We start from the raw sequence: 18697 nt of genomic DNA on the forward strand, positions 1-18697 counted from the left end.
GTCATGCTCACACCAGCGCGCTCGCCCGTGCGGAGCGGTCCAGCAGCTTCGCGAACCGCTTCGGTCGGGAGAGGTTCGCGATATGACCGGCATCGGAGAGGATCACCAGCTCCGCGTCCCGGGCGGCCTCGATGAACAGTGCCTCGTGGCGTCGGAACGGATCGTGCTCGCCGTTGATGAACGTGATCGGGACGTCGATCTCCGCGATATCTGCGAGCAGATCGAGACCGCCGATGAGCCGCACCACGGCACGGACCACCCCATGGGCGCGACCACCGCCGTAATAGCGCTTGGCCGCCTTGCGGGTGTGACGGCGGGCGAAGGCGCGGGCCACCCGGGCGTCGGAATCGCCGGGCAGCCAGTCCTTCATCGAGATCCACAGCCCGTAGAGCCGGGCCGTCGCGGGTCCCGGCACGATGGTGCAGTCCGCCGCGACCACCCCGGCCAATCGGCTCGGATGGGTGCCGGCCCAGTGCAGGGTCAGGTAGCCGCCGAGGGACAGCCCGACCAGCAGCGGACGCTCCGCGCACGCGCCGACGGCATCCTCGATCGTCGCCAGCGCACCGTCGAGGCTGAACTCCTCGTCACGACGACGGCCATGCCCGGGAAGATCCGGGGCGATCACCTCATAGCCCCGCTCGCGCAGCCGTCGCACCTGCCCCTTCCACATCGTCCGTGAGGAACGGATGGCATGGATCAGCACGATGCTCTGCGTCATGGTCGTCCGCTCCCCGCTCAGCCCTGCCCGCCGCACGATCTTCCCGGACGACAGCGTAGCGCCGTCCGTGCGGGCACCGGGAGGCCGGGCCACGCGCTCGACCAGATGAGCAGGAGGGTGAGCAGGGGGTGAGCAGGGCGGGTGAGCATGTCCCGTGAACAGGACGGGTGAGCACGGATAGCCTTCGCCCATGCCCAGCTACCGCATGCATGTGCCCATCGGGACGCTCCACCCCGGCTGCTCCCCCGGCGATGTCATGGAGCAGGCCGTGCTCGCCCTCGGCACCCTGCACGTGGTCGAGCAGAAGGAGGTGGAAGCACCTCTGGTGGCCGGACGACGGGTCGGGCGGGTGGCACTGCGCTTCGCGGTCGACGCGAGCGTTCGCAGCACGGAGGATGCTGTCGCGCGCCATGCCCTTGCGGTGGTCATCGAGCATCTCGAGGACACGGCCGCCCGCGTGGCCCCGGGCAGCGCCGTGGTGCTCACCCGAGGCATGGGCGGCCGGTTCCACCCGATTCCCACGACAGCCGGGGCCTGAGAGACGTCAGGCGTGCGGAATGCGGCCGATGGGGGCAATACCGATGGTGCATCATGAGCGCATGAGAATCGCAGTGACGGGAGGCTCGGGAAAGCTTGGACGCACGGTGGTCAGCAGCCTCCGTGACCACGGTCATCTGGTCGTGAATCTCGACCAGTCAGGGGAACGGGGCTCCGGTTTCGTGCGCATCGACCTGCGCGATGCCGGCCAGGTGCTCGACGCGCTCACCGGCATCGATGAACAGGCACCTGAGGGGTTCGACGCCGTCGTGCACCTCAGCGCGATTCCGGCGCCGGGGCTCGCGACCAACACTGCGACGTTCCAGAACAACCTCCTCAGCACCTACAACGTGTTCAACGCCGCGATCAAGGCCGGCATCACGAACATCGTGACCGCCTCGAGCGAGACGGTGCTGGGACTGCCCTTCGACACCCCACCCCCGTACATCCCGGTCGACGAGGACTACGCGGCGCGCCCGGAATCGACCTACTCGCTCTCGAAGCACCTCGAGGAGCAGATGGCGATCGAGCTGACGCGCTGGCATCCGGAGCTGAAGATCATCGCACTGCGCTTCTCGAACGTCATGGATGAGGCGGACTACGCCGAGTTCCCGTCCTTCGATGCCGATGCGACGCTGCGCAAATGGAATCTCTGGGGTTACGTCGACGGCCGTGACGGCGCCGAGGCCGTGCGTCTCGCGCTCGAGCACCGGGCCCCTGGCTTCGACCGCTTCATCATCGCCGCCGCCGATACCGTGATGTCGCGCGACAACACCGAGCTCGTCGCCGAGGTCTTCCCTGATGTCCCCGTGCACGGCGACATCGCGGGCAACGGGACGCTGCTGTCGATCGACAGGGCCCGCACCGTCCTGGGCTTCGAGCCGAAGCACAGCTGGCGCAGACCGGTGTGAGGACCGGAGCCCCGTAACTCCAGAGCGCGGGCCCGGGCGGAGGAGTGCTCGAGCACGCGGCGTCGACGTCGTGCTGAGCCCTCCGGCTGAGGTCCTCCGGCTGACGCTGCGCTCGCCCTATCCGTCGATCGGCTGCGGGGCCCGCGCCTCGTCCGCCAGCTCGCGGGCGAGGGAATCTGGCTGATCGCAGAGGTCCGCGCCATCGGTTCCGAGACAGGTCTCCCCGAGCAGCTCGAGCAGCATTCCCGCAGGAATGTCCGTCCTCTCGTGCATCGGGCTGATCGCGCTGACGGTCCACTCCACGGAGGTCGCACCGGGCAAGGGCGCCTGACCCAGCCCCTCGGCCTGCGGCTTCGCCGCGACATGCTGCGGGACGATGGCGATGCCGAGCCCGCGCCTGACCAGGTCGAGCAGGGTGTGGACGTCGTTGACGCTGCAGCGCACCCGGCGGGAGATCCCATGCGCGGCCAGCAACTCATCGTTCAGCGTGCGCACACCCCAGGAAGCACCGAAGTCCACGAACGCCTGCCCGTCCAGCAGATCCCAGCTGAGCCCCGAGTGCGAGGCCAGCGGATGAGCAGGCGGCAGGAGCACCACCAGCGGCTCATGGCCGAGCGGCAGATGCCGTACGGCCCCCAGATGCCGAGTGGTCGCGACGAAGGCGACGTCGAGGTGCCCGGTGCGCACGGCATCGACCAGCTCATGGGAACCGGACTGGACGAACTCTGTCTCCACCAGGGGATACCGGCGATGGAAGCGCTCCAGGAGTGCGGCGACGTCGACGAGGCCGAGGCACTGCTCGGCACCGACCCTCAGCGAGCCGGTGACGGTGCGGCTGACCCTGACCACGGCGTCGCGGGCCCGCGCCGCCTCATCGAGGATCGCCCGGGCGTGCGGGAGCAGCGCATAGCCCGCGGGGGTGGGCTCGACCCGGCGGGTGGTGCGGTCGAAGAGCGGCGTGCCGAGCTCCGTCTCCAGACTGCGGATCGCCGAGGACAGTCCCGATTGGGAGATGCCCGCGAGGTCCGCGGCGCGCGTGAAGTGCCGCTCCTCCGCGAGGGCGACCACATATTCCATCTGGCGAAGCTCCATTGACCACTCCTGCTTCTCAATCTCATCGATGCAAGCTGTTGGACGTGTAGATTACGCGCTTCTAGTCTGCCCTGCATGACATCAGTTCCCACCCTCACCCTGAACTCCGGCCACCGCATCCCCCAGCTCGGCTACGGCGTCTTCAAAGTTGCGCCGGCTGAGGCCGAGGAAGCAGTGAGCACCGCCCTGGAGCTGGGCTACCGGCATATCGACACCGCCGCGATCTACGGCAATGAAGAGGGCGTCGGCGCTGCGATCGCGCGCAGCGGCATCCCGCGCGACGAGCTGTTCGTGACCACCAAGCTGTGGAATGACCAGCAGGCGGGCGAGGCCCCGCACGACGCGATCCGCACGAGTCTGGAGAAGCTGGGCCTCGACTACGTCGACCTCTACCTCACGCACTGGCCGACCCCCGAGAAGAACACCTACTCCAACGCCTGGGAGAAGCTCATCGAGATCCGCGACGCGGGTCTCTCCCGCTCCATCGGGGTCTCGAACCATCTTCCCGAGCATCTGGATCGCATCGTCAAGGACACGGGAGTCGTCCCCGCTGTCGACCAGATCGAGCTGCACCCGGCCCATCAGCAGAGCGACATCCTGGCCTGGGGTGCCGAGCACGGCATGCACATCGAGTCGTGGGGCCCGCTGGGGCAGGGCAAGTACCCTCTGTTCGAAGCTCCGGCCGTCGCCGCAGCCGCAGCAACGCATGAGGTGTCTCCCGCTCAGGTGGTGCTCCGCTGGCACCTGCAGCGCGGCATCATCGTCTTCCCGAAGTCCGTGCACCGCGAGCGCATGGCCCAGAACCTCGACGTGTTCGGCTTCGAGCTCACCGCGGACGAGGTCTCCAGGATCGACGCCCTCGATCCTCGTGACGGCTCCGGACGCGTGGGCGGCCACCCGCTCGAGGTCAACTGACCGCCCCGCCTTCCGCGAGCAACCTCCACCCCACACGACGACCAAGGGACACGATCTCGACCATGAAGACCTTCACACTGCCGGGCACGGACATCACCGTTCCCAATGTGACCCTGGGACTGATGCGCATCCAGGACAAGACCGATGACGAGGTGCGGACCCTGATCCGTACCGCTCGGGAATCCGGCATCAGCTTCCTCGATCACGCCGACGTCTACGGCTCCGACCTCCACGGCTGCGAGCGACGCTTCGCCGAGGCTCTCCAGCTCTCCGCGAGCGAGCGTGCCGACTGGGTGATCCAGACGAAGGCCGGGATCGTGCCCTCGGGGCCCTACTTCGACTTCTCCTACGAGCACATCATCGAGTCCGTCGAAGGATCGCTCAAGGCCCTGGGCACCGACTACATCGACATCCTCCTCCTGCACCGGCCGGACGCGCTGGTGGAGCCCGAAGAGGTCGCTCGGGCCTTCGACGAGCTCGAGGCCGCGGGCAAGGTCCGTGCCTTCGGAGTCTCCAACCACACGCCCCGCCAGATCGATCTGCTGCGCAAGTTCGTGCGGCAGCCGATCGTCGCCAATCAGGTGCAGCTCTCCATCACGCACTCACCGCTGATCGCCCAGGGCGTGGCGGCCAACATGCAGGCGCTCGATCAGTCGATCACCCGCGACGACGGCCTGATCGACTACTGCCGGCTCCACGACATCACGCTCCAGGCGTGGTCGCCGTTCCAGGCCGGGTTCTTCAACGGACCGTTCCTCGGCTCGCCGGACTATCCGGAGCTGAACGAGGTCATCGATCGGCTCGCGGCGAAGTACGACGTCCCCGCGATCGCGATCGCCGTCGCCTGGATCACGCGCCATCCCGCTCGGATGCAGGTCGTCCTCGGCACCACCACGCCGCAGCGGGTGGCTGATGCGGCGCTCGGCTCCGAGGTTCCTCTCGAGCGTTCGGAGTGGTACGACCTGTTCCGCGCTGCGGGGTACACGGTCCCCTGAGCCCGCCGGCACACATAGCAGAAGCGGCCTCTGCCTGGATGAACTTCCAGGTCAGAGGCCGCTTCTTCGATCGATCTGCGGTGGAGCTAGGGGGATTCGAACCCCCGACCTTCTCATTGCGAACGAGACGCGCTACCAACTGCGCCATAGCCCCATGTCGCTGGGCGACCCCGATAGATTAGCATCGCGGCTGCGGTGCTGTCGCATCGTGATCCGCGCCTTGACGAAGGTCACAGGGGAGGTCACAGCGGAGGTCACAGCGGCGGTCACAGGGGAGGTTGCAGAGGAGGCAAGGCGGCGTTCGCAGCGTTCACCCGGCGCGCACCGCGCCGAGCTCACCGCTGCGCGTCGCGCAGCTCCTGGAGTTCCTCCTGCACGGTGTCGAGCACCGCGAGGCGCTCCTGCCCGGTGCAGGCCACATAGGCGGGCTGGAGGTGGTCGGGGCGCTCCACGTCGTCGTCGCCGGGCCAGGTGCGCAGCGAGCCACCGGCGCGGCGCAGGATGTGGAAGCCGGCCGCCACGTCCCAGGAGTTGATCGCGGTCAGGGCCGTCGCGTCGGCCCAGCCGGCGGCGACATAGGCGAGCTCGAGCGCCGCCGAGCCGAGATGCCGCACCGCGGAGACCTCGTCCTCGAGGGAACGGAGGGAGCGTGCCGCATAGTCGGGGAACTGGGAGCCGACGCGCTGACCGGGGAACCCTGCCAGCACCAGGGCGTCGGGCGCCGGGCGGGTGGCGCGTGGGCGCAGCACTCGACCGTTCAGGGTCGCGTCACCATCTGCCGCGGCGAACACCTGGCCGAGCACCGGAGCGTCGATCACGCCGGCGACCAGCTCGTCACCGATCGTCACACCGATCGAGATGCAGAACAGCGGCAGGCCAGCGGCGAAGTTGCTGGTGCCATCGATGGGGTCCACGTAGAAGCTGACCGCCGGCTCGTCACTGGTGTCTCCGGCAGGCTGCTCGGCGGGACGCTCCCCGCCCTCCTCGCCGACGATCCGGGCGCTGGGCAGCAGCCGTCGCAGCTCGGAGACGATGATCTCTTCGCTCGCCCGGTCGTGCTCGGTGACGATGTCGTGGCTGGAGGTCTTGTACTCGCGGGCCAGGCCGTCGCGGTCCAACCCGCGGATGTACTCGGCTGCCGCGAAGGCTGCGGCGGTCGCGATGTCCAGCAGGTGCGAGGGCGAGGGGACGGCGGCGGACGGGGGACGGGGCGCGTTGGTGTTCATCGCGGCCAGGCTAGCCCGCACCGCGCGGTCCCGGGCGGGAGGACGGGGTGCGGACAGCCGGCCCCTGGGCCACTCTCCGGCTGTGTCCTCCCGCCGAACTCCCCCGCTCACCCCAGCAGGTGGCGCAGGTACGGGCTCATCAGCAGACCGTCGGGGTCCGCGGCCTCGCGCACGGCCCGAAAATCGTCGAAGCGTGGATGGAGCCGGGCGAGCTCACGGGCACCGAGCCAGTGCTGCTTGCCCCAGTGGGGGCGGGCGCCGAAGTTCGCGAGAGTCCGTTGCACCAGCAGCAGGTACGGGCCCGCCTCCTCTGCGTGATAGCGGTGAGCGGCGAGATAGACGGTGTCGCGCTGATAGGCGGTGGACAGCCACACATCATCGGCCGCGGCGCGGCGGATCTCGAGCGGGAAGGTCACGCGAACGCGCTCTGACTCGATACGGGAGCGCAGCGCCACGAAAGCCTCCTCGAAGCGCTCCGCGGGCAGGGCCCATTCGGACTCGTGGAACCGCACTCGCCGCGGTGCCGCGTAGACGGTGGCGGAGTCGTCGACCACCCGGGAGCCGGCGAACGAGCGTGAGGCGATCTCGGCGACGGGTCTGCTCAGCCGCGGCACCAGAGCCGCTGCGCGGCACAGCAGCTCCCAGGCGCCGTTGCCGAGCACCTCCTGCTGCAGGAGCTCAGCCGCCCGAGCGGGGCGCTCCCGCAGGGCATCGGCCGGCAGCCGATGCATGGTGCGCACGGTCGCCCGGTCGGTGCGGGGGAACCAGAAGATCTCGTGGTGGTCGTTCCTGAAGGAGTCCGCGAGGAAGGATCCGACGGCGGGGTCGAGCGCCCGGGTGCTCTCGACGAGCTCGAGGCGGTAGGCCGGCACGCACTGCAGGGTGACCTCGAGCACCACCCCGATCGTGCCGAGCCCCAGCCGTGCCGCCGCGAAGAGCTCGGGGTCCCTGGTCGGGGAGGTGTCCACGACCGAGCCGTCCGTCAGCACCAGCCGCAGGGCGCGCACCATCCCCGCGAAGCCCGTGAAGGTCGCTCCGGTGCCATGAGTGCCGGTCTGGATCGCCCCGGCGATCGACTGCCGGTCGATGTCCCCCATCACCGACAGCGCGAGCCCGTAGGGGGCCAGCAGCTCGGCGACCGCCCACAGCCGTGTTCCGCCGCGCAGCGTGACCAGCCCGGTGGCCGGGTCCGCGCTGACCAGACCCTGGTAGCCGTCGAGGCTCAGGGTGATCCCGTCGGTCGCGACGAGCGCGGAGAACGAGTGCCCGCCGCCGAGCACCCGCAGGGAGCAGCCGCGGGCGCGGGCGGCGTGCACCGCCTCGACCACCCCGTCCTGTGAGGTGGGGCGCAGCTCCTGCTGCGGAGTCCAGCGCACAGCTCCGCTCCAGGTGCGCATCGACGTGCTGCTCGTCCTCATCGGCCGCTCCTCCGGGGCTCGCTGGATGGTCCGCCCGCGGCCCGGAGGGCACCGGTGCGAGAAGGGTTCAGAGGAAGACTGCACCCTCACCGCGGTAGGTGGGGAGAAAACCGGAGATCTCCTCGCCCTGCACGAGGACGTACGCCGCGAAGTGCTCGGCAGGTTCGCCCGCCTTCGCATGCCGCAGCCAGACGGTGTCCCCGACGCGGAGGGCGTCGGCCGCGGGACCGATGACGGGAGTCTGCACCTCCCCCGCCGCCTCCTGCGGGGCGAAGGCGAGGCCGGGTGGATGCGCGATGGTGGGCAGGCGATCCTCCGCCGGCACACCGCTGGCGATCCAGCCGCCGCCGAGCAGGGTCGCGACCCCCGGGGCCGGCCTGCGCACCACGCTCACGCCGAGCAGCAGCGCGGCATGCGGGGTGAAGTCCCGGTAGTGGTCGAACAGCCCCGGACCGACCAGCCCGGAACCGGCGGCGATCTCCGTGACGGCTCCTTCCGCGGCGGTGGACTCGATCGAACCGGTGCCGCCGCCGTTGACGAACTCGAGCTCGACGAGATCGCTCACCGTGGCGACCACCTCTGCGCGTCGGGCAGCGACGTCTGGGCGGGAGAGGCGCTTCATGGCCCGCACCGCGGCACCGTACGGGGTCGCGGCCGCGTCGGTCACCCCGGCGACGTGCCCCTCATACGCCATCAGCCCCACCAGGGCGAGTCGTGGCCGGGCCAGCACCTCGCGGGCGAGAGCGACGGCCTGATCGACGCTCCGCACGGGTGACCGCAGCGCTCCGAACCGCAACCCGGGAAGACCGGGAAGAGGGGCATAGGAGACGTCGAGCTCGAGCGCGATCCGGATTCGCCGCCCTCCCGCACGGGGGTGGAGATCAGCGGTGGCATCCAGGATCAGGTCGAGCTGCGCGGACTCGTCGACCATCAGCGTGATGGCGTCCAGGGCCTCCGGGCGGGTCGCGAGGCGTCGCAGCGCCCCGCGCTCGGCAGTCGGGTAAGCGATGACGACGTCCCGGGCGCCGTGGTGCACGAGCCACAGCGCCTCAGGGAGTGTGAAGGCGAGGATGCCCGCGTACCCGGGCCGGGCGAGCACCCGCTCGAGCAGGCCTCGCACTCGCAGGGATTTCGAGGCGACGCGCAGCGGGGTGCCGGCGGCGCGGCGCGCGAGGTCCGCGGCATTGGCGTCGAAGGCGTCGAGGTCGAGCACCGCGACCGGCCGCTCGTGGATGCCCGTGCGAGCGAGCAGCTCGTCGAGGTCCTCGAGACGGCGGCCTTCGAGCATCTCAGGCCCGTCGGCGGGCGAGGATCTCGTCGAGATGGAGGTCCTGGGCTGGTGCGAAGGTCTCGTCGACCGCCTCGAGCTCCTCGACCTGTCCGCTCTCCAGCGGCACCGAGGTGGCCAGCATGCTCTGACGATGGGCGGCATGGCGGGTTGCGAGGTCGTCCACCTCGCCCCGCAGCGTGTAGGTGGGACGGGGCACAGAGCGGGGAGTCCACTCCCCCGGCCGGGTGGTCCGCTGGAGGGCGCGCTCGGCGGCATCCTCGAGTGGAGTGCTCTCGGCCGGTGCAGAAGAAGCGACGGGCTCGACGGCGTCGACCACCGTCGCCGGGGTGGTCGAGCTGTCCGCTGCAGTCGCACGGCGGCGGGCGGTCTCCTGCTCAGCTCGCTCCTGGCGGGCGCGGGTCGCGGCGAGAGTCTGCCGAGACCTCCGCTCGAGCTCGCTTCGGCGCAGCCCCACCAGGTAGATCGCGGTGCCGGTCAGCGCGATCACCGGCAGCCACCAGGTGACGGTCTCGGCGACGGCGAGGCCGATCAGCACTGCCGTGACGAGAAGCATGCCGACCAGCACGAGGCGCAGCAGACGGCGGGAGCGGGCACGCTCCTGGACAGGGTCGATGCGGGTACCCGGCTCGGCATCGAATCGGGGACGACGCGTGGGATCGGCGGGGCGCAGGAGCAGACGGTCCTGAGACATGGGCGGGTTCACCTCGGTAGGCATGCGGCGGGCGTGGACGGCCGCGGAGAGGTCCCGCGCCTGGGAGGTCATCTCGGCCTCGTCCGCGGCGCGGGCACGGCCCATCACCTCACGACGGCTTGCTGTGCGCGGCAGGGCATAGGCCAGCCACAGCAGCAGCAGGATGCCGAAGAGGACGGCTCCAAGATTGATCGACTCCACACCCACACACTAATGACACGACTGTGATTCCCCTGGTCACGTCGTGGGCGTGTCGGGAGGAAACTCTCGTTGAAGTCGTCTCAGCACTCCGCGGCCGTCATCACCCGTGACCACTTCCTCCGCGGTGAGGGCGAAGACGAGGTGGTCGCGCCACGCGCCGTCGACATGGATCGCCGCGCGCCGCATCCCCTCCGGCCGCAGGTGGAGCTTCTCGACCACGCGCAGGCTCGCGACGTTCTCAGGACGCACCGTGACCTCGATGCGATGCAGTCCGAGCTCGGCGAAGAGGTGATCGATGACCAGTGCCACCGACCGCGGCACCAGACCACGCCCCGCCTCCTCGCGGTCGATCCAGTATCCGAGCACCGCGGAGCGCAGTGCGCCGTACTGGATCGGGCCGGCGGTGATCTGGCCGAGGACCGCGCCGCCCCGGCGCGTGATCGCGAGCGGGAGGTGGGTCCCCAGTCGTGCCTGCTCCTCGTTCCAGCGCCGGAGGGTGCGGAAATTGATCGGGGCCCGGCGGCGCTCAGGATCGCTTGCGTCCCACGGACGCAACCAGTCGGCATTGCGCTCTCGCAGCCGGTCGAAGTCGGTGCGATCCCACCGCCGCAGGGGTCGTAGGGTCAGCTCCCCGTCGTGCAGGGCCAGCGGCCACACGTGAACCATCGCGTCATCGTAGTCGGCCACGTCCCCACCGACTGTCCCTTCCCCACCGACACGCCATCCCTGGAGTCCAGCTGTCCCTGGAGTCCCAGCCGTCCCTGGAGTCCCAGCTGTCCCTGGAGCCTCAGCTGCTCCTGGAGCTCATATGCCCCATATGGGAGCCTGTCCCCATGGATCCCGAGATGCTGGCCTCGAAGAAGCGGGAGCTGCGCAGGCAGCTGCGAGCCCATCGGGCTGCGGCCTATGGCGGGGAGCACGGTGCGGCCCGACGGGCCAGCGAAGCTCAGCAGCTGCTCGGGCACGCCTCACCCCTGATCACCGCCGTCGAGGCGGCCGTGACCGCGGCGCGGGCTGCAGGGACGGCGCTGCCGCTGGTCGCCGCCTATCACCCCACTCCCTCAGAGGCCGATGTGATGCCGCTGGCCCGCCGACTCGCGCAGGCGGGGGCCCGCCTGGTGTTCCCCGCCGCCGACGCCGGCACCGAGCTCGAATGGATCGCGTGGGACGGCGACTCCGACTTCCAGGACTCCCCCGGGCGCGGCTTCGGCAAGGAACCGCGCGGTGAGCGCCTGGGCACCGGCGCTCTCCACGAGGTGATGCTCGTGCTCGCCCCCGCCGTGGCCGTGGACCGCTCGGCGACCCGGATCGGTCACGGGGCGGGCTATTACGACCGTGCGCTGACCACGATCCCGCCGAGTGCACAGGTGGTGGCGGTGATCCACCCGAGCGAGCTGCTCGAAGAGGGGGCCCTGGTGCGCGGCGAGCATGATGTGCCGATCCCGCGCGTGCTCACGGCCGACGGTCTGGTCTCGCTGATCACGTCCGAGGGATCCTGAGGGCTCTGCAGTCGTAAGATGGTCGGCGGTCGGCCCTGCGGCGGACCCGTGCCCATCGATCATCCCGGAGGATCCCGCGTGCCCACGTACGTCTATGCCTGCAAGAGCTGCGCGCATCGTTTCGAGCAGTACCAGAGCTTCAGTGAAGATTCCCTGGTGACCTGTCCGGAGTGCGCAGAGGATGCGCTGCGCAAGGTCTTCGACTCGGTCGGCATCGTCTTCAAGGGATCGGGCTTCTACTCGACCGACTCCCAGACCTCGGGCGCGTCCACCTCCTCCACGGGCTCCGCGAGCTCCGCTGGCGGCGAGTCCACGAGCTCCTCCGCGCCTGCCACTGCCACCGAGTCGAGCACCGCCTCCGCCCCGGCCGCCGCATCGACCACCAGCGCCCAGCCGGTCCCCGCCGCAGCCTCCTGATCTCGCGCCCTGCCCGGGCCCTCTCACCGGGTCGGGATGCACAGCTCATCCCTTCCGCGACCGTTCCTCCCCACCGGGAGGTCATCCACCGCGAGGCCTCCAGCGCCCCGCAGCTACGGTCGGCGACCTAGCGTCCAGGCATGCTCTCCCGACTCCGCAGTCATCTTCCCCACTGGCGCCGTGCACTGCGCCGCCGTCGACGCCTGCTGGCACTGCTGGCCCTCGCGGTCGCGGTCACGGCGGTGCTGCCCTCGCTCCTGCCACCTTCGGCCCGGGGTGTTCAGGTGATCGTCGCGGACGAGGACCTGCCCGCCGGGACGGTGTTGGGACCGGAACATCTGCGCACGGTGCGCACGGCGGAACAGCTGCTTCCCGCAGAGGCCCCGACCGCAGCCGAGCACGTGCTCGGTCGCGCCACCACCCATTCGGTTCCTGCCGGCGCCCCGCTCCTGGACGTTTTCCTCTCCGGAGAGGGACAGCCATCGCTCCCCGAGGGCGCGGTGCTGATGGTGGTTCCCATCCCCGATCTGCTCGCCCCGCATCTGAGTCCGGGGACCCGTGTCGAGCTGCTTCCCGCGGATCCCGCTCTGGACTCCCCCGGTGCCATCACCGCCCAGGTGGTCGAGGCCGCCCCGACGACTCCCTCCACCGTCGGGCTGGGAGGTGCCGGCTCCGGTTCGACCCAGATCCTGGTGGCCGTGGACCGTGCCAGTTCTGGAGAACTGGCTCACGCTCTCGGCGCGGGCACCGTCATGGTCGCGGTGATCGGCTAGAGTCCGTGCGGAACCGCTAGCGCGGATCCTCCCCATCCCCGACCCGAGAAGGATGACCCCATGAAGGGTTTCAAGAACTTCGTCATGCAGGGCAACGTCATCGACCTGGCGGTCGGTGTCGTCATCGGCGGCGCCTTCACCGCTCTGATCGGTGCGTTCGTCGCCAATCTGATCCAGCCCGTGATCAACGTCTTCGGCGGCACCAACGTCAACGGACTCTCGTTCAAGATCATCGACGCGAATGAGGCCACCCGGGTGGACCTCGGTGCTGTCCTCTCCGCGGTCATCGCCTTCCTGATCACCGCTGCCGTCGTCTACTTCGTCTTCGTGCTGCCGATCTCCAGCGCACGCAAGCTCGATCGCAAGCGTCGTGGCCTGCCCGAGGAGGAGGAGACTGCGGTGTCCGAGGACATCGTCCTGCTCACCGAGATCCGTGACGCGCTCACGGCGCAGCGTGGTGGCCCCGTCCAGCCCGGCGGCACCACCCCGCAGGTCTGACTCACATGAGCGGTGCTTCGGCACCATCGTCCACCGGCGCGGGTCGGGACCATCGGGTCCCGGCTCGCGCCGTTTGCGATGCCTCCCCCGCCGCGCCCGCCTCACCCGCCTCACCCGCACCGGAGCCGGTGCCCTCCCCCATCGATGAAGACTCAATCGACGCCGTCATCTCCTGGTTCTCGCGCACCGGGCGCGACCTCCCCTGGCGCCATCAGGGGGTCTCCGCCTGGGCCATCCTGGTCTCCGAGGTGATGCTCCAGCAGACCCCGGTGGTCCGGGTGCTGCCACGATGGCGGGAATGGATGAGCTGCTGGCCGACTCCCGCCGATCTCGCCGACGCCCCGACCGCTGAGGTCCTGCGCCGCTGGGATCGGCTGGGCTATCCCCGGCGGGCACTGCGGCTGCAGGAGTGCGCCCGCGCGATAGTGCGTGAGCACGGTGGGGAGGTGCCCATCGGCGAGGAGGTGCTGCGTTCGCTGCCCGGGGTTGGTGAGTACACCGCCGCTGCGGTCACCGCCTTCGCGCATCACCGTCGGGCCGTCGTCGTGGACACCAATATCCGGCGCGTGCTGACCCGCTCCCGTCGAGGTCGAGCGCTCCCGGACCGCTCCTACAGCGCGGCCGAGCGCAGCCTCGCCGCCCGCAGCCTGCCCTCCCAGCCGGAACGCTCCGTCGCCTGGAACCAGGCGGTGATGGAGCTGGGGGCGCTGGTCTGCACGGCACGGTCACCGCGCTGCGAGGAATGCCCGCTGGCCGCCCAGGGCTGTGCATGGCTGGCTGCGGGACGCCCCGCCCCGGAGACGGACACCCGACGGCGCCAGGCCTTCGAGGGTACGGATCGGCAGATGCGGGGCATGATCATGGCGCTGCTGCGCCGAGACGGCACCGCGACCGAGAAGGAGCTGCTCGACCTGGACCGGGACGATACGGCTCGGGTGCAGCGCTGCGCCGAGTCGCTGCTGAGCGACGGCCTCGCCGTCTCACAGGGCACCGGCCTGCGCCTGCCCTGACCCTGCACCTTTGATCCTGCACCTTTCCAGAAGGGCACGATCGCACGCTCGCTCAAGGCTGAGCAGGTGTGCCGAGCGCTGTTCAGCGCTCGCGGTCCAGGAGCTTGATCATTCGCGTGTTCCCGAGGGTGTTGGGCTTGACCCGAGCGAGATCGAGGAATTCCGCGATCCCCTCGTCCAGTGAGCGCAGCAGCTGGTTGTAGAGCTCGGGGTCCACGCTCTCGCTCATCACCTCGAAACCGTGACGGGCGAAGAATTCCACCTCGAAGGTCAGGCAGAACACCCGCTGCAATCCGAGCTGGAGGGCACGCTCGAGCAGGGCCTCCAGCAAACGGTGGCCCAGGCCGGTTCCCCGCTGTTCGTCGTGGACCGCCAGGGTGCGCACCTCGGCGAGGTCCTCCCACATCACGTGGAGGGCACCGCAGCCGATCACCCGGCCGTGTTCGTCGGTCGCGACCAGGAATTCCTGGATCGACTCGTAGTAGGACACGAGGTCCTTGCCCAGCAGCACCCCGGTATGGGTCATGGGCTCGACCAGCGAGTTGATCGCTCGCACGTCGGCGGGCAGGGCGGGGCGGATGCTGATGCTCATGCGGGGCTCTCCTCGCCTCGGGCCGCGCTCGGAGATTCGGCGCTGACAGCGATCGGTTCACCGCCCGGCAGCCCGGGACGGGACTGCGTGCGGAATGGATCTGAGTCAGCGGGAGCCTGGACGTCGGGCTGCTGGGATGGGTCGGGCTCTGCCGTGCTCAGTTCAGCTGAGAGGCTCACTGCGGCGGAGTGCTCGGTGGCGGACTGCTCAGGGGCATCGGGCGTGGCTGCGGACTGCGGGGCAGTGGACTCCTCGAGCGCGGCGTCCCGCTCCGTATCCGCGTTCGTGTCTGCCTCTGCCGCGCGTCGCTCCGCACGCCGGTCCAGCGCACGGTGCACAGCTGTGATCAGCCGTTCGACGAGCAGGGCCATCACCACGGCAGCGATCAGCGCGACCGTGATTCCCAGCAGGTGGTTGTCCTCGAACCAGGCACCGGCGAGGGCACCGATCGCACAGGAGTAGACCGCCCAGACGAAGGTGGACAGCAGGGAGCGGGGCCAGAAGTTCCGGTGGGGATAGTGCACCGCGCCGGCGACGAGGTTGACCGCTGTGCGGCCGAAGGGGATGTAACGAGCGGTCATGAGGAAGACCAGAGCCCGCTTCTGCAGGCCCCGGTCGGCGGCCTCGACGGCGGCGCGCCCCTTGCCCTCGCGCAGGAACTTGAAGCGCTCGTAGCCGATCTTGTTGCCGACCAGGTAGCCGACGTTGTCCCCAGTCCAGGCTCCGAGCCAGGCGGCAAGACCGATCAGGAGGATCGAGGGCCTGCCCGAGCTCGACCAGAGGGAGGAGAGGGTGACGATCGTCGATTCGCTGGGCACCGACGGGAAGAAGCCATCGAACGCAGCGAATCCGTACACCACGAGATAGACCCACCAGGCATCAGCAAGGGTCAGGATCCAGGATTCAAGCTGGCCAGTCAGCGACAGCAACCAGTCGATCACGTGAGCTATCGGTCCTCTCCATGGGAATCCGCGGTCAGCCGCTCCGGAGCAGCAGGTCTCACGGGCCGTCAGCCGCTCCGGAGCAGCAGGTCTCACGGGCCGTCAGCCGCTCCGGAGCAGCAGGTCTCACGGGCCGTTCGTGTGCGCCGCCGAGGTCAGCGCTGCGCAGCACCGGTGCCGGCCTCACCCCGAGAGGGTGGGGCCGGCACCAGCCGAGATCAGGCGCTGGCTTCCGCGCTGTCCGTGCCCGGTGCATCCGAGCCTTCGGTCTGCGTCACGACGTCCGCGCGAGCCTGAGTCATCGACTCGAGGTCGACGACCTCGGAGATCGGTTCCAGGGTGCCGTTCTCGCCACGGCGGGTGAAGGTGAGCTCGCCCAGCAGGCCCTCGCCCTCGGCGTCGACGACGATCTCGTCGCCGACCTGGATCTGACCGAACAGGATCCGCTCGGAGAGCGTGTCCTCGATGTCGCGCTGGATGGTGCGACGCAGCGGTCGCGCACCGAGCACGGGGTCGTACCCCTTCTCGGCCAGCAGGCTCTTGGCCCCCGTGCTGAGGCTGAGCGACATGTCCTTGTCCTGGAGGCGCTTCTGGAGCTTGGCGATCTCCAGATCGACGATCTGGACGATCTCCGCCATCGAGAGCTGCGGGAAGACCACGACATCGTCGACACGGTTGAGGAACTCGGGCTTGAAGTGCTGCTTGAGCTCCTCGTGGACCTTCGACTTCATCCGCTCGTAGTCGGTGGAGAGGTCGCCGCCCGCGGTGAAGCCCAGGGACACGCCCTTGGCGATGTCCCGGGTGCCGAGGTTGGTGGTCATGATGATGATCGTGTTCTTGAAGTCCACGACCCGACCCTGGGAGTCGGTGAGGCGACCGTCCTCGAGGATCTGCAGCAGCGAGTTGAAGATGTCCACATGGGCCTTCTCCACCTCGTCGAAGAGCACCACGGAGAAGGGCTTGCGGCGCACCTTCTCGGTGAGCTGGCCGCCCTCGTCGTACCCGACATAGCCGGGAGGCGAGCCGAACAGCCGCGAGGCGGTGTGCTTCTCGCCGAACTCGGACATGTCGAGCTGGATCAGCGACTCCTCGTCGCCGAAGAGGAACTCGGCCAGCGCCTTGGCCAGCTCGGTCTTGCCGACGCCCGTGGGCCCGGCGAAGATGAACGAGCCGCCCGGACGCTTGGGGTCCTTGAGCCCCGCACGGGTGCGACGGATGGCACGGGAGATGGCCTTGATGGCCTCGTTCTGCCCGATGACCCGCTTGTGCAGCTCGTCCTCCATGTTGAGCAGACGCGAGGACTCCTCCTCCGTCAGCTTCACGATCGGGATGCCCGTCGAAGCTGCCAGCACCTCGGCGATGACCTCTTCGCTGACCGTGGTGACGGCATCGGACTCGCCGTGACGCCAGGCCTTCTCCTTCTCCTCGCGCTCCGTCTTGAGCTTCTGCTCCTCGTCCCGCAGGGAGGCGGCGAGCTCGAAGTCCTGCCCGTCGATCGCCTCCTCCTTCTTCTTGCGGGTCTCCTCGATGCGCGCGTCGAACTCCTTGAGCTCGGGCGGCGCGGTGAGCCGACGGATGCGCAGGCGGGCCCCGGCCTCATCGATCAGGTCGATCGCCTTGTCCGGCAGGAAGCGGTCGTTGACGTAGCGGTCGGCGAGGTTCGCGGCGGCCACCAGGGCGGCATCCGTGATCGTGACCTTGTGGTGCGCCTCGTAGCGATCGCGCAGACCCTTGAGGATCTCCACGGTGTGCGCCACCGACGGCTCCTCGACCTGGATCGGCTGGAAGCGGCGCTCGAGCGCCGCATCCTTCTCGATGTGCTTGCGGTACTCGTCGAGGGTGGTCGCCCCGATGGTCTGCAGCTCGCCACGGGCCAGCATCGGCTTGAGGATGCTGGCCGCATCGATCGCGCCCTCGGCGGCACCTGCACCCACGAGGGTGTGGATCTCGTCGATGAACAGGATGATGTCACCGCGGGTGCGGATCTCCTTGAGCACCTTCTTCAGGCGTTCCTCGAAGTCGCCGCGGTAGCGGGAGCCGGCAACCAGGGAGCCCAGATCCAGGGTGTAGATCTGCTTGTCCTTGAGGGTCTCGGGCACATCGCCGGCGACGACGGACTGCGCGAGCCCCTCGACCACGGCGCTCTTGCCGACACCGGGCTCACCGATCAGCACGGGGTTGTTCTTGGTACGGCGGGAGAGCACCTGCATGACCCGCTCGGCCTCGTGCTCGCGGCCGATGACCGGGTCGAGCTTGCCCTCGCGGGCGGCCTGGGTGAGGTTGCGACCGAACTGATCCAGCACCAGAGATCCGGCGGGCTGACCCTCGGCGGGGCCGCCGGCATTGGCCGGCTCCTTGCCCTGGTAGCCGGAGAGGCGCTCGATGACTTCCTGGCGCACGGCCGACGGCTCTGCCTTGAGGCGGGAGAGGACCTTGACGGCCGTCCCCTCGCCCTCGCGCAGCAGACCGAGCAGGATGTGCTCGGTGCCGATGTAGTTGTGCCCGAGCTGCAGCGCTTCGCGCAGGCTCAGCTCGAGGACCTTCTTCGCACGCGGCGTGAAGGGGATGTGGCCGGAGGGCGTCTGATTGCCCTCGCCGATGATGTCGCGGACCTGCTCGCGCACGGCATCGAGGGTCACGCCGAGAGCCTCGAGGGCCTTGGCCCCGACGCCCTCGTTCTCGTGGATCAGGCCCAGCAGGATGTGCTCGGTGCCGATGTAGTTGTGATTGAGCAGCCGTGCCTCGTCCTGCGCCAGGACGACGACGCGGCGGGCGCGATCGGTGAAGCGTTCGAACATGGTCCTCCCCCGTCCGGTGGTGGTGATGGATCGAGACTACGCGGATCCGAGGAGGATGCATCGCCTGTTCGCCGCTGGCGTGATAGCTGTTCGCCGCAGGCGTGATCGGTCGTCATTCCTGGATGCCGGTGAGCGCTCACCGGACGATTCCACTCACGTTCCCCGCTCCACTCC

19 protein-coding genes and 1 tRNA gene are annotated in these 18697 nt (G+C 69.3%); 9 read left to right on the plus strand and 11 right to left on the minus strand.

Annotated elements, in window-relative coordinates; translation table 11 throughout:
* Positions 1-7: 7 nt before the first annotated feature.
* Positions 8-718, minus strand: coding sequence for an alpha/beta fold hydrolase (locus ACT3UF_RS15675; protein WP_444606164.1), 711 nt, complete (start codon positions 716-718; stop codon positions 8-10).
* Between the two features lie 190 nt (positions 719-908).
* On the opposite strand from ACT3UF_RS15675, the gene ACT3UF_RS15680 reads away from it, so the two are divergent.
* Positions 909-1256 (plus strand): hypothetical protein, encoded by a 348-nt coding sequence (locus ACT3UF_RS15680; protein WP_441445526.1) that lies wholly within the window; start codon positions 909-911, stop codon positions 1254-1256.
* A 61-nt stretch (positions 1257-1317) separates the two neighbouring features.
* Positions 1318-2166 (plus strand): NAD-dependent epimerase/dehydratase family protein, encoded by an 849-nt coding sequence (locus ACT3UF_RS15685; protein ID WP_442331925.1) that lies wholly within the window; start codon positions 1318-1320, stop codon positions 2164-2166.
* Between the two features lie 117 nt (positions 2167-2283).
* Here the strand turns inward: ACT3UF_RS15685 and ACT3UF_RS15690 are convergent, their stop codons facing one another.
* On the minus strand, positions 2284-3258 hold the full coding sequence (locus tag ACT3UF_RS15690) for a LysR family transcriptional regulator (RefSeq protein WP_444601146.1): 975 nt from the start codon (positions 3256-3258) through the stop codon (positions 2284-2286).
* A 75-nt stretch (positions 3259-3333) separates the two neighbouring features.
* Between ACT3UF_RS15690 and ACT3UF_RS15695 the strand changes: the two genes are divergently transcribed.
* Both ACT3UF_RS15695 and ACT3UF_RS15700 read left to right on the plus strand, forming a co-directional pair.
* Positions 3334-4173, plus strand: coding sequence for an aldo/keto reductase (locus ACT3UF_RS15695; protein ID WP_441445523.1), 840 nt, complete (start codon positions 3334-3336; stop codon positions 4171-4173).
* 62 nt (positions 4174-4235) lie between these two features.
* Entirely contained in the window at positions 4236-5168 is a 933-nt protein-coding gene (locus ACT3UF_RS15700) for an aldo/keto reductase (RefSeq protein WP_441445522.1), read from the plus strand.
* Positions 5169-5249: 81 nt separating this feature from the next.
* Here the strand turns inward: ACT3UF_RS15700 and ACT3UF_RS15705 are convergent.
* From ACT3UF_RS15705 to ACT3UF_RS15730, 6 genes are all read right to left on the minus strand, one after another.
* Positions 5250-5322: transfer RNA gene (locus tag ACT3UF_RS15705), tRNA-Ala, on the minus strand.
* Positions 5323-5503: 181 nt separating this feature from the next.
* On the minus strand, positions 5504-6394 hold the full coding sequence (locus ACT3UF_RS15710) for an inositol monophosphatase family protein (RefSeq protein WP_444601145.1): 891 nt from the start codon (positions 6392-6394) through the stop codon (positions 5504-5506).
* Between the two features lie 107 nt (positions 6395-6501).
* Positions 6502-7812 carry a D-arabinono-1,4-lactone oxidase gene (locus ACT3UF_RS15715; RefSeq protein WP_441445445.1) on the minus strand — a complete coding sequence of 437 codons (1311 nt, stop codon included), beginning with the start codon at positions 7810-7812 and terminating at the stop codon, positions 6502-6504.
* Between the two features lie 67 nt (positions 7813-7879).
* A complete protein-coding gene (locus ACT3UF_RS15720; protein WP_444502603.1) occupies positions 7880-9100 on the minus strand; it encodes an alanine racemase in 1221 nt (406 codons plus the stop codon).
* Position 9101: 1 nt separating this feature from the next.
* Complete coding sequence (locus ACT3UF_RS15725; protein WP_441445447.1) at positions 9102-9995, minus strand: hypothetical protein; 894 nt, start codon at positions 9993-9995, stop codon at positions 9102-9104.
* A 36-nt stretch (positions 9996-10031) separates the two neighbouring features.
* Complete coding sequence (locus ACT3UF_RS15730; protein ID WP_441445448.1) at positions 10032-10661, minus strand: GNAT family N-acetyltransferase; 630 nt, start codon at positions 10659-10661, stop codon at positions 10032-10034.
* Positions 10662-10828: 167 nt separating this feature from the next.
* Here ACT3UF_RS15730 and ACT3UF_RS15735 point away from each other — a divergent pair, with 167 nt between their 5' ends.
* The 5 genes from ACT3UF_RS15735 (at position 10829) to ACT3UF_RS15755 (ending at position 14192) form a co-directional block, all read left to right on the plus strand.
* Positions 10829-11494, plus strand: a complete 666-nt coding sequence (locus ACT3UF_RS15735; RefSeq protein ID WP_441445449.1) for a 5-formyltetrahydrofolate cyclo-ligase — start codon at positions 10829-10831, stop codon at positions 11492-11494.
* A gap of 78 nt (positions 11495-11572) precedes the next feature.
* Positions 11573-11911, plus strand: a complete 339-nt coding sequence (locus ACT3UF_RS15740) for an FmdB family zinc ribbon protein (RefSeq protein ID WP_441445450.1) — start codon at positions 11573-11575, stop codon at positions 11909-11911.
* A gap of 140 nt (positions 11912-12051) precedes the next feature.
* Complete coding sequence (locus ACT3UF_RS15745; RefSeq protein WP_441445451.1) at positions 12052-12684, plus strand: SAF domain-containing protein; 633 nt, start codon at positions 12052-12054, stop codon at positions 12682-12684.
* A 60-nt stretch (positions 12685-12744) separates the two neighbouring features.
* On the plus strand, positions 12745-13182 hold the full coding sequence (gene mscL / locus ACT3UF_RS15750) for a large conductance mechanosensitive channel protein MscL (protein ID WP_441445452.1): 438 nt from the start codon (positions 12745-12747) through the stop codon (positions 13180-13182).
* A 128-nt stretch (positions 13183-13310) separates the two neighbouring features.
* On the plus strand, positions 13311-14192 hold the full coding sequence (locus ACT3UF_RS15755) for an A/G-specific adenine glycosylase (protein ID WP_441445453.1): 882 nt from the start codon (positions 13311-13313) through the stop codon (positions 14190-14192).
* A gap of 82 nt (positions 14193-14274) precedes the next feature.
* On the opposite strand, the gene ACT3UF_RS15760 is transcribed toward ACT3UF_RS15755, so the two are convergent.
* The 3 genes from ACT3UF_RS15760 to ACT3UF_RS15770 form a co-directional block, all read right to left on the minus strand.
* On the minus strand, positions 14275-14784 hold the full coding sequence (locus tag ACT3UF_RS15760) for an amino-acid N-acetyltransferase (protein ID WP_441445454.1): 510 nt from the start codon (positions 14782-14784) through the stop codon (positions 14275-14277).
* A complete protein-coding gene (locus ACT3UF_RS15765; RefSeq protein ID WP_441445455.1) occupies positions 14781-15725 on the minus strand; it encodes a VTT domain-containing protein in 945 nt (314 codons plus the stop codon). The genes ACT3UF_RS15760 and ACT3UF_RS15765 overlap by 4 nt, the downstream gene beginning before the upstream one ends.
* 218 nt (positions 15726-15943) lie before the next feature.
* Entirely contained in the window at positions 15944-18523 is a 2580-nt protein-coding gene (locus ACT3UF_RS15770; protein WP_441445456.1) for an ATP-dependent Clp protease ATP-binding subunit, read from the minus strand.
* Between the last annotated feature and the right edge of the window lie 174 nt (positions 18524-18697).

The sequence above is a fragment of the Brachybacterium sp. AOP24-D1-21 genome (genome assembly GCF_052378665.1).
Classification (GTDB): domain Bacteria; phylum Actinomycetota; class Actinomycetes; order Actinomycetales; family Dermabacteraceae; genus Brachybacterium.

What these genes read in the sequence shown, in the direction of transcription:
- ACT3UF_RS15675 (WP_444606164.1), bottom strand. Translation starts at nt 718, where the DNA reads ATGACGCAGAGCATCGTGCTGATCCATGCCATCCGTTCCTCACGGACG.
- ACT3UF_RS15680 (WP_441445526.1), top strand. Translation starts at nt 909, where the DNA reads ATGCCCAGCTACCGCATGCATGTGCCCATCGGGACGCTCCACCCCGGC.
- ACT3UF_RS15685 (WP_442331925.1), top strand. Translation starts at nt 1,318, where the DNA reads ATGAGAATCGCAGTGACGGGAGGCTCGGGAAAGCTTGGACGCACGGTG.
- ACT3UF_RS15690 (WP_444601146.1), bottom strand. Translation starts at nt 3,258, where the DNA reads ATGGAGCTTCGCCAGATGGAATATGTGGTCGCCCTCGCGGAGGAGCGG.
- ACT3UF_RS15695 (WP_441445523.1), top strand. Translation starts at nt 3,334, where the DNA reads ATGACATCAGTTCCCACCCTCACCCTGAACTCCGGCCACCGCATCCCC.
- ACT3UF_RS15700 (WP_441445522.1), top strand. Translation starts at nt 4,236, where the DNA reads ATGAAGACCTTCACACTGCCGGGCACGGACATCACCGTTCCCAATGTG.
- ACT3UF_RS15710 (WP_444601145.1), bottom strand. Translation starts at nt 6,394, where the DNA reads ATGAACACCAACGCGCCCCGTCCCCCGTCCGCCGCCGTCCCCTCGCCC.
- ACT3UF_RS15715 (WP_441445445.1), bottom strand. Translation starts at nt 7,812, where the DNA reads ATGAGGACGAGCAGCACGTCGATGCGCACCTGGAGCGGAGCTGTGCGC.
- ACT3UF_RS15720 (WP_444502603.1), bottom strand. Translation starts at nt 9,100, where the DNA reads ATGCTCGAAGGCCGCCGTCTCGAGGACCTCGACGAGCTGCTCGCTCGC.
- ACT3UF_RS15730 (WP_441445448.1), bottom strand. Translation starts at nt 10,661, where the DNA reads ATGGTTCACGTGTGGCCGCTGGCCCTGCACGACGGGGAGCTGACCCTA.
- ACT3UF_RS15735 (WP_441445449.1), top strand. Translation starts at nt 10,829, where the DNA reads ATGGATCCCGAGATGCTGGCCTCGAAGAAGCGGGAGCTGCGCAGGCAG.
- ACT3UF_RS15745 (WP_441445451.1), top strand. Translation starts at nt 12,052, where the DNA reads ATGCTCTCCCGACTCCGCAGTCATCTTCCCCACTGGCGCCGTGCACTG.
- mscL (WP_441445452.1), top strand. Translation starts at nt 12,745, where the DNA reads ATGAAGGGTTTCAAGAACTTCGTCATGCAGGGCAACGTCATCGACCTG.
- ACT3UF_RS15760 (WP_441445454.1), bottom strand. Translation starts at nt 14,784, where the DNA reads ATGAGCATCAGCATCCGCCCCGCCCTGCCCGCCGACGTGCGAGCGATC.
- ACT3UF_RS15770 (WP_441445456.1), bottom strand. Translation starts at nt 18,523, where the DNA reads ATGTTCGAACGCTTCACCGATCGCGCCCGCCGCGTCGTCGTCCTGGCG.